Origin of the sequence: Streptomyces globisporus, from assembly GCF_003501885.1 — a bacterium.
Taxonomy (GTDB): Bacteria; Actinomycetota; Actinomycetes; order Streptomycetales; family Streptomycetaceae; genus Streptomyces; species Streptomyces globisporus_D.
Genome location: NZ_QWFA01000216.1, coordinates 1 through 10,041, shown reverse-complemented (window position 1 = coordinate 10,041; position 10,041 = coordinate 1). Strand labels below are relative to the sequence as shown.

Annotated in this window: 7 protein-coding genes; 3 read left to right on the top strand and 4 right to left on the bottom strand. The window is 73.0% G+C overall.

The genetic code is table 11. The features are described 5' to 3' along the window. From D3105_RS29270 to D3105_RS29260, 3 genes are all read right to left on the bottom strand, one after another. The coding region (locus D3105_RS29270; protein WP_240647066.1) for a coenzyme F420-0:L-glutamate ligase at window positions 1-1,210 on the bottom strand (1,210 nt) is incomplete at its 3' end. A 104-nt stretch (window positions 1,211-1,314) separates the two neighbouring features. Next, on the bottom strand, window positions 1,315-2,271 hold the full coding sequence (gene cofD / locus D3105_RS29265; RefSeq protein ID WP_118905952.1) for a 2-phospho-L-lactate transferase: 957 nt from the start codon (window positions 2,269-2,271) through the stop codon (window positions 1,315-1,317). A 13-nt stretch (window positions 2,272-2,284) separates the two neighbouring features. Further along, entirely contained in the window at window positions 2,285-2,785 is a 501-nt protein-coding gene (locus D3105_RS29260; protein WP_118905951.1) for a cysteine dioxygenase, read from the bottom strand. Between the two features lie 675 nt (window positions 2,786-3,460). On the opposite strand from D3105_RS29260, the gene D3105_RS29255 reads away from it, so the two are divergent. The 3 genes from D3105_RS29255 to D3105_RS29245 all read left to right on the top strand — a co-directional run bounded on the left by D3105_RS29255 (window position 3,461) and on the right by D3105_RS29245 (window position 9,368). Beyond that, on the top strand, window positions 3,461-3,724 hold the full coding sequence (locus D3105_RS29255) for a WhiB family transcriptional regulator (protein ID WP_003968728.1): 264 nt from the start codon (window positions 3,461-3,463) through the stop codon (window positions 3,722-3,724). A gap of 305 nt (window positions 3,725-4,029) precedes the next feature. After that, window positions 4,030-7,833, top strand: coding sequence for a glycosyltransferase (locus D3105_RS29250; RefSeq protein WP_118905950.1), 3,804 nt, complete (start codon window positions 4,030-4,032; stop codon window positions 7,831-7,833). Next, window positions 7,830-9,368, top strand: a complete 1,539-nt coding sequence (locus tag D3105_RS29245; RefSeq protein WP_118905949.1) for a DUF5719 family protein — start codon at window positions 7,830-7,832, stop codon at window positions 9,366-9,368. Before D3105_RS29250 ends, D3105_RS29245 begins: the two co-directional genes overlap by 4 nt. Before the next feature lie 100 nt (window positions 9,369-9,468). Here the strand turns inward: D3105_RS29245 and D3105_RS29240 are convergent, their stop codons facing one another. Continuing rightward, window positions 9,469-9,897, bottom strand: a complete 429-nt coding sequence (locus D3105_RS29240; RefSeq protein WP_073779769.1) for a metallopeptidase family protein — start codon at window positions 9,895-9,897, stop codon at window positions 9,469-9,471. Window positions 9,898-10,041: the final 144 nt, after the last annotated feature.

Here is a 10,041-nt window from a genome sequence, read left to right as displayed (position 1 = left end):
CCGCATGCCCCACAGCCACCGCCCCCAACGGATCCCACGACGAAGGAAGCGACAGCACCTCCCGCACCACCGGCCGGCAGAACATCGTCGACGACACCCACGCCGACCCCAACCGCTCACCCGCCAGCGCCACCAGGAAGTTCTGCACCCCGGCCCCCGCCGCGACCACGAACATCTCGCGCTCCGCGGTGTCCCGCCGCTCGTCCCCGTACGTATGGGAGCCGTCCATCACCAGGCACGGCACCACCAGATACGGCGCGTTGCGCAGCACATCCCCGCGCCGCACCCGCTTGGCGATCGACTCCTCGCTCTTCCCGTCGCGCCGCAGATCCTCGATCCACGCCTCCCGCATGGCGTCGAGCAACCGCGTCCGCGACTCGGCGGACTCCAGCAGCACGAACCGCCACGGCGTCGTGTGATGAGGCGCGGGCGCGGTGACGGCAGCCGCCACGGCGCGCCGCACCGCCCCCGGATCCACCGGCTCGTCGCTGAACTCGCGCACCGTACGTCGCAGCGTCACCGCTTCGCGCACGGCCTCGGACGTACCCAGCCGGAACATGTCATCGGCAGCACTCCGCACGAGCGCACGAGCACCGGGCTCATCGTCCCCGGCGGAGGCCACCACGGACGACAACCCCCGGACCACCGCCACCGGCAGCCCCTCCGCCTTGCCCTTGACGAGATCCCCGGCCGAGGCCAGCTCGTCCGCCGTCGCCACGACCGTGGCGCTGAGCGGATTGCCGTACGCGTCCGCCCCGCCCCGCAGATCGTCCAGCACCCGCACCCCGGCCGCACCGATCGCGACGTCGGTCAGTCCGTTGCGCCAGGGCCGCCCGAAGGTGTCCGTGACGACGACGCCGACCTCGACGCCGAGGATGTCCCGCAGCCCGTCCCGGATGGTCCGGGCGGAGGCGTCGGGATCCTCGGGCAGCAGGAGCACGGTCCCGGCGGGCGTGTTGGACGCGTCGACTCCGGCGGCGGCCATGACCAGCCCCTGCCGGTTCTCCACGATCCGGAGCGTGCCGCGCCGGGCGACGACCCGCACGGTCTCGGCGTCGATGGCGGCCTCACGGTCCGCGGCCTCGACGATCCGGCCCTCGGCCTTGGAGACGATCTTCGAGGTGACGAGCAGGACGTCCCCGTCGACGAGCCCCGGCTCGGCGGCGGCGATCAGCTTGGCGAGATCGTCACCGTCCCGTACCTCGGGCATCCCGCCCACGGCCCACACACGAAAGGAAGGCACGGCCCCGGGCGAACCGCCCACGCCCTCACCAGTCTCGTCCGGGATCCCGCCCCCGGCCTCGGGGACCGCACTCACGCCCGGACCTCCTCGGCCAGCGCCAGCGCCTGCCGGGCCATCTCAGCGGTCGCGTCCACGTCCGTCATCATCAGCGGCACCGCCCGGCAGCGGATCCCCGCCGCCTCCACCTCCTCGACCGCACCCGCGTCCACCGTGTCCACCAGCCACCCGTCCAGCAGCCCCGACCCGTAGTGCCGGGCCACGGCCGATGCCGTCGACTCGACGCCCACCGCGGCGAGCACCTTGTCCGCCATCCCGCGCACGGGCGCGTCCCCGACGATGGGGGAGAGGCCGACGACCGGCACGCCCGCCTCGGCGATGGCCTCGCGGATCCCGGGCACGGCGAGGATGGTGCCGACGGACACCACCGGGTTCGACGGCGGGAAGACGATGACATCCGCGGCGCCGATGGCCTCCAGCACCCCCGGGGCCGGCTTGGCCTGCTCCGCCCCGACCGGCACGATCGCCCGCGCCTCGACGGAGGCGCGCAGCTTCACCCAGTACTCCTGGAAGTGGATCGCCTTGCTCTCGCCGTCCATCTCGACGGCGACATGCGTCTCGACCCGGTCGTCGGACATGGGGAGCAGCCGCACGCCCGGCTGCCAGCGGGCGCAGAGCGCCTCGGTGACCGCGCTGAGCGGGTAGCCCGCGCCGAGCATCTGCGTACGGACGATGTGGGTCGCGAAGTCGCGGTCGCCGAGCCCGAACCACTCGGGGCCCACGCCGTACGCCGCGAGCTCCTCCTTGACCTGGAAGGTCTCGTGGGTACGCCCCCAGCCCTGCTCCTCGTTGATGCCACCGCCGAGGGTGTACATCACGGTGTCGAGGTCGGGGCAGACCTTCAGCCCGAACAGATGGATGTCATCACCCGTGTTGCCGATCACCGTGATGTCCGCGTCGGGCGCGGCCTGCTTGAGGCCGCGAAGGAAGCGGGCACCACCGATGCCACCGGCCAGAACAACAATGCGCATGCACAGCAGTTTGTCAGGCGGGTACGGCGTCCACGGCCGTCGGGGCGCTTTGGCTCGGGTGCATCGGCATCTCGGTCAGGCCCGGGTAGTAGATGTGCAGACTCACGGCCGGTTCGAGCGAATCGTTGACCACTTCGTGGACGTACCCCGGGGCGAAGGACCGCTGCGCACCCGCGCCGAGGGACCGCGTCCCGCGCTCGGTGTGCTCGGTCAACTCGCCTTCCAGGACCGTCAGGACGCCGGCGGAGAGGCCGTGGTCGTGACGTCCGCTGCCCTGTCCGGGCACCCAGCTGAGCAGCCACACCTCGTAGCCGGGGCCCTGGTGCAGGCGGTGGTACCAGCGGGAGACGGAGTCGTACTGGACGATCCCGGCCCACCGTGCGCGGTCGGCCGCGATGGAGCGCGCCAGGCCGACGAACTCGGAGACGGTGGAGGGGTGCTCGCGGGCGGGCTGCAGGAGGTGCTGGACCTCAAGGATGTCGCCGGCGATCTGAAGGTCGCTGTCGCTGTTCATTGCTGCGGTGGTTCCTCGGCATGGGGGGTGCACGTGCGGGGAGTCACGATGACTGCGGGGAGGAGCGGAAACGAAGAAAAACGCTCGACCGGAGAGCCGGAGAGGCTGGATCAGAGCTGGAGCGCTACGGCATCAACAGCTGTGACAGCTGGAACAGCAACAGCGAGCCTGGACAGCGCTACGGAACCCACGGATGTGGGTGACGTGCAGGGCTGCGGTCGCTGGCATGAAATCAAGGAGACCGGCTCGGCCGTCCGCTGTCAACCCAATGCCCGACATGGGGGCAATGTTTCACCCCATCCGGTCGTCGGGTTCGGAGAAAGGTTTATGCACCCAGGGGCGGGGACATGTGGCGCATCATCCGTGCCTTCAAACGCGGCTGACGCTCCGTGACCTGACTGTGATCTTGGTCGCTTCGGTGATCGAATCGCAACACAAGGCCGACCCCGTTCGTCTTCATCGGGAGAGGGGGCGGGGTCGTGGAGCCCGTGGCATATGTCAGATTTTTGCTGATTTGAACACTTACCGCATACGCTTGGTTCCGCAGAGTGAATCCCTGGGCCAATAGCAGATCCTCGCTTGACTGTCCCAGAGCTACAGATTTGTAATTTCACTCGTGTCGTTCAGCCGCAAAAGGCTGCATCACGGGACGCAAGAGACAGACGAGGGGCGCACATGACCGAGCTGTTCCAGCAACTGCTGGTCGAGGACGCGGACGAGGAACTCGGCTGGCAGGAGCGCGCACTGTGCGCCCAGACCGATCCCGAGTCCTTCTTTCCCGAGAAGGGCGGATCCACCCGCGAGGCCAAGAAGGTCTGCCTCGCCTGTGAGGTGCGTTCGGAATGCCTCGAGTACGCCCTCTCCAACGACGAACGCTTCGGCATCTGGGGTGGGCTCTCCGAGCGGGAGCGACGACGCCTGAAGAAGGCCGCGATCTGACACGAGGCCGCCCGCCGGCACCCGCCGGACCGGCCGAGCCGCCGTCCGCCATCCGGCAGACCGGCCGAAGCCGCCCCTCTCACCATCTCCGACGGCCCGTCCGCCGCCCCCTCCCCCCGGGGCCGGTGGACGGGCCGTCGGCAGGTCCGGGCCCGTCCCCTTCACCGGCTCGGACCCCCGCCACCTGTCCGTACCGTTAGTGTGGGGCCCCGTCCGAGACGCGCCAACGCCCCGCCGGGGCGCGCGTGTACACCGATGCAGCCCCCGGGGACGCCCCCGGACCCGGCCGGAGGGCCCGTACCTCGATGTCCGTGCACAGCCACTCGGCGGCGCCGAACGCGGCCGCCGCCGCCCCAGAGTTCCCCCGGCACGTCGTCACCGCCGTGCTCGTCTCCCACGACGGCGCCCGCTGGCTGCCCGACGTGCTGGCCGGGCTGCTCGGGCAGGAACGCCCCGTACAGAACGTCATCGCCGCCGACACCGGAAGCGCCGACGACTCGGCCCGGCTGGTCACCGAGGCGCTCGGCGACGAACGCGTCCTGCACCTGGCACGCCGTACGAGCTTCGGCACGGCCGTCGACGAGGCGGCCCGCACGGCCGGGATCCTGACCCCGGACGACCTGCCGTACCTCAAGCGCCCCAGCGGCTGGGACCCGCAGACCAGGACCTGGGTCGACGAGAACTACGACCTCCCCGAGCTGCCCCACGGCGAACCGGTCCAGTGGCTCTGGCTGCTGCACGACGACTGCGCACCCGAGCCGGACGCGCTCGCCGAGATGCTGCGCGTCGTCGACAACGACAAGCACGCCACGATCGTCGGCCCCAAGCTGCGCGGCTGGTACGACCGCAAGCAGCTCCTCGAAGTCGGCGTCTCCATCGCCAACAGCGGACGCCGCTGGACCGGCCTGGACCGCCGCGAGCAGGACCAGGGCCAGCACGACCAGGTCCGTACCGTCCTGTCCGTCTCCTCCGCCGGCATGCTCATCCGCCGCGACGTCTACGAGGAGCTCGGCGGCTTCGACCGCAGGCTCCCCCTGATGCGCGACGACGTCGACCTCTGCTGGCGTGCCCACCTGGCAGGACACCGGGTCCTCGTCGCCCCGGACGCCGTCCTGCGGCACGCCGAGGCATCCGCCCGCGAACGCCGCCCCATCGACTGCGCCGGCCGCTCCGTCGCCAGCCCGCACCGCGTCGACAAGGCGGGCGCGGTCTACACGATGCTCGTCAACGCCCGCGGCAAGGCCCTGCCCTGGGTCCTGCTCCGGCTCGTCGTCGGCACCCTCCTGCGTACCCTCGCCTACCTCGTCGGCAAGGTGCCGGGCCAGGCCCTCGACGAGGTCACCGGGCTGCTCGGCACCCTGCTGCGCCCCGGCCGCATCCTCGCCGCCCGCCGCAATCGCGGAAAGGGCGTCGTCGACGCCGCGGAGCTGCGCGCCCTGTTCCCGCCGCCCGGCGCCACCGTCCGGGCCACCGTCGACCAGGTCGCGGGCAACTTCGGCGGCCGTACGGACTCCGACTCGGGCGGCTCCCGCCACGGAGCCGTCGAATCCGGCCCCGGCGGCGACGACGCCGACTTCCTCGAAGTCGACCAGTTCGCCCGCCTCAAGCGCATCGGCCGCAAGCCCGGCCCCGTCCTCTTCGCCCTGCTCCTCGTCGTCTCGCTCATCGCCTGCCGCAACCTGCTCAGCGGCGGCGCACTCGCGGGCGGCGCACTGCTGCCCGTCCCCGCCGAGCTCGACTCGCTCTGGGGACGGTACGCGGACGCCTGGCACACGGTGGGCACCGGCGGCACCCAGACCGCACCGCCCTACCTCGCCCTGCTCGCCGCCCTGTCGGCCCTCTTCCTCGGCTCGACCGGACTCGCCGTCAGTGTGCTGCTGGTCTGCTCGATCCCGCTGGCCGGGGCCACCGCCTACTTCGCCTCCCGCCCGCTGCTCCCCTCCCGGCTGCTGCGCGCCTGGGCGAGCGTCGCGTACGCCTTCCTGCCCGCCGCGACCGGCGCCCTGGCCACCGGCCGCCTCGGCACCGCCGTCCTCCTCGTCCTCCTGCCGCTGATCGCCCGCGCGGGCGTCGCCGCCCACGGGCTGCGCGCCGACAGCGCGGCCGGGGAGCGCGGCAGCTGGCGCGCCACCTGGGCGTACACGCTGCTGCTGACCGTCACCATGGCGTTCACCCCGATCGTCTGGCCGCTCGCCGTGGTCCTCGGCCTCGGCGTGCTCGTGCTGCGGCGCGGCGACATCACGGCGTACGCGCTCCGCTTCGTCGCCGCCGTCGCCACCCCGGTCCTGGTCCTCGCCCCCTGGTCGCTGAGCCTCCTGACCAACCCGTCCGCGCTCCTGACCGAGGCGGGCCTGGACACCGGTACGGGCGAGGCCTCGGGCCTCGACCTGCTCGGCATCAGCCCCGGGGGCCCCGGCGCGGCGGGCGGCATCCTGCTGCTCGGCATCGTGCTGGCCGCGCTCGCCGCCCTGCTGCGCGAGGAGCGGCGGTTCGCCGTCCGCACCGCCTGGGCCGTCGCGCTCGTCGGCTTCCTCTTCGCCGCCGTCGCCAACGGATCCACCTGGGCCGGACCGGCCACCCTCGTCTACGGCACCGCCCTCATCGCCGCCGCCCTGGTCGGCGCGGACGGCGCCCGCATCCGGGTCGCCGAGCAGAGCTTCGGCTGGCGCCAGCCCGTGGCGGCCCTGATCGCGCTGGCCGCCGGACTGGCCCCGGTCCTGGCCGCGGCCGGCTGGATGATCGGCGGCGCCGACGGCCCGCTGGAGCGCCGCGACCCCGTCCAGGTCCCCGCGTTCGTCGCGGAGGAGAGCACCACCCGCGACCAGCCCCGCACCCTCATCCTCGGCGGCACCTCGCCCGACACCGTTTCGTACAGCCTGGTCCGCGGCTCGGGCGCCCGGCTCGGCGACGGCGAACTGACCGAGGCGGGCGGCAGCAACAGCCACCTCGACAAGGTCGTCGCCAACCTCGTCGCGGGCTCCGGCGCCGACCAGGGCGGCCAGCTCAGCGGCTTCGCGGTCCGCTACGTCCTCGTGCGGGACGGAGCACCGCGCGAGATGAGCCGGGTCCTCGACTCGACCCCCGGCCTCAGCCGTCTCAGCCAGCTCGACGGCAGCGCCCTGTGGCGGGTGGACCGCCAGGTCGCCCGCGTCATGATCACCCCGGCGTCCGGCGAGGGCGAGCACATCGCCGTCGGCTCGGCCGCCGTCGAGGCCCACTCCGAGATCCCGTCCGGCGAGGCGGGCCGGGTGCTGCGGATCGCGGACGCCGCCGACCCGGGCTGGACGGCCACGCTGGACGGCAAGCCGCTCACCCGCAAGACGGTCGACGGCTGGGCCCAGGGCTTCGAACTGCCCGCGGACGGCGGCCGTCTGGACCTCACCCACGACGCCCCGATCACCCACACCGCGTGGATCTGGGCCCAGATCGGGCTGCTGGTGGTCCTGGTGGTCATGGCCCTGCCGGGCCGCCGCCGGGAGATCGACGACGACCTGCCCGACGAGGCGCTCGCCGTCGCCGCCGAGCCGATCGACGGCGAGGGCCGCCGCGCCCGCAGGCTGCGCGCCGCGGCCCAGGCCGAGGCGGCGGCCGAGGAGGCCGGGAACGACGACCCGTCGCGGGCCGTGGACCCGGGGGAGTACATCCCGGCGCAGCAGTCCGCCGATCCGTACGCCGCGAACCCGCCGGCGCACGACCCGCAGGAGGCCACCGGCGGGTACGCGGCGGTCCCGCAGCAGCAGGCGGCCCCGCAGCAGTACGACGAATACGCACAGTGGGACGGGCAGCAGCCGACCGCCGACTACTACGCGACGTACCAGCAGCCGGACCCGTACGCCCAACAGCACCAGCAGCACCAGCAGGGCGCCGGCTACCAGGACGCCTACGGAGTCCAGGACCCGTACGCACAGCAGTACGGCGACCAGGGCGCGTACAACGGCCAGGGTGCCGCGTACGACAACCAGGGCGCGTACGACGAGTACGGCCAGTACATCGGCGGGCAGCAGCACCAGCAGCACCCGTACACCGAGAACGGTGAACAGACCGACCCCCCGGCCCCGGGTCAGGCCCCGTGGCAGACCGGTAACGCATCGCGAGGCGAGTCCGAGTGAAGTCCACCCACCTGTCCCTGATCGCGGGCGCCGCCGTCCTGGCCGCCGTCACCGGATTCGCCACGGTCACCGCGCCCGGCGCCCCGGCCGAGTCCGCCGCGAAGTCCGCCGCGCTGCTGCCGGTCGAGCGGGCCGGCCTGGTCTGCCCGGCGCCCAGCAACTCCGACCTCGCCGAGACGCAGTACACCGCGTTCACCCCGGCGGGCGAGGGCGGCGAGGCCAAGGGCGCCGCCGAGCTGAAGCCGGCGCTGCCGATCGTGGACGACGAGGACGAGACCGACCCGAAGAAGGCCAAGAAGGCCGAGGAAGCGGCGGAGAAGGCGAAGGCGAAGGCCGAGAAGCCGGTCCTCGCCGTGAAGGAGCCCGGAAAGCCGGTCGTCGCGGAGGCGAACGGATCCAGCGCCCCGGCCCTCGTCGGCACGGCCACGGGCAAGCTGGCCCCCGGCTGGGCCGCGCAGCAGACCACCGAGGTCAGCGCGGGCGGCTCCCGCGGACTCCTCGGGGTCAGCTGCACCGCCCCCGACACGGACTTCTGGTTCCCGGGCGCGAGCACCGCCAAGTCCCGCCAGGACTACATCCACCTCACCAACCCCGACGACACCGGCGCCGTGGCCGACATCGAGCTGTACGGCCCCGAGGGCGCGCTCAAGTCCGACGTCGGCGACGGCATCACCGTGCCCGCCCGCTCCAGCGTCGCCGTCCTGCTGTCCACCCTCACCTCGGAGGCCGTCGACCAGCTGACCGCCCACGTCACCACCCGCTCGGGGCGGATCGGGGCGGTCGTCATGAGCGCCGACGACAGGGCGGGCAGCGACTGGATCACCGCGTCCGAAGACCCCTCCGGCACGCTGGTGATGCCGGGCATCCCGGCCGACGCCACCTCCGTACAGCTGGTGGCGTTCGCGCCCGGCGAGGACGACGCGGACGTGAAGGTCCAGCTCATGGGGAAGAACGCGACGTTCTCCCCGGCAGGCAATGCCACCCTGCACATCAAGTCCTCGATGACGGCCGCCGTCGACCTCAAGGACCTCACCCGCGGCGAGCCCGGCTCCCTGCGCCTGAGCCCCGTCCGGAAGGACCGGGCGACCCCGATCGTGGCCGCGCTGCGTGTGGTCCGGGGCAAGGGCGACAAGCAGGAGATCGCCTACATCCCCGCCACCGGGCCCGTCGGCGCCCGGGCGACCGTCCCGGACAACCGGGCCAAGGGCTCGACGCTGTCCCTGACCGCGCCGGGGGCCACGGCCAAGGTGAAGGTCACCGCGTCGGCGGGCAGCGGCGGCGGCGAACCGGCCGTCGAGACGTACACCGTCAAGGCCGGTACGACCCTCGCCGTCACCCCGAAGGCCCCGGAGGGCCTCAAGGGCTCCTACGCCCTGACCGTCGAGACGACATCGGGCGGCCCGGTCCACGCGTCGCGCTCCCTGGCGCTCGCCTCGGACGGCGTCCAGATGTTCACGGTGCAGACGCTCCCCGACGACCGCGGCATGGTCGAGGTCCCGTCAGCGCGCCAGGACCTCTCGGTCCTGGACGACTGAGGGCACCCGGTTCTGTCCTGAGCTCCTGGTCCTGCCGTGCCGGGGGCTCGGGCTCCCGGGCCAGTCCCTCACCCGTGCCGGGCCCCCGGGCCTCCGGACGTCAGTCCTGCCCGTAGCGGGGATCGACCGACTCGGGGGCCAGCCCCAGCAGCTCGGCGACCTGCTCGACGACGACCTCGTGCACGAGCAGGGCGCGCTCGTCACGGCTCTTGGTGCGGATCTCGACGGGCCGCCGGTAGACGACGATCTGCGCGGGCCGCCCCTTCTCCGCGGAGACCGCGCTGCCGAGCGGGACGACTTCCTCCGGAGTGCCGGGCACATCGAGGACGACGAAGTCGACCTCGGCCAGCTGGGGCCAGCGCCGTTCCAGCCGCTCCACCGAGTCCTGGACCAGATCACGGAAGGTCTCGCCCCGGCTGGCCGACAGCGGCACCTGCGGCGGTGCGACCGGCCCGCGCATACCGCGGCCATGACGGTCACGGCGCCGGGGCCGCGGTTCGAACGGGTGGGGAGGTACGGGGCTGTCCATCACCGACGCAGCGTAACGCTCCGGGGACCGGGGCGATCGGTGGGACGACACGGCCGTGCCGACGGTCGGCGCGACGCGGCCGGGCCGACGTTCCGGCCTCACCGGGGGCGGGCGGGCGGCGGCCCCCGGAGGGGCCGGAACGCT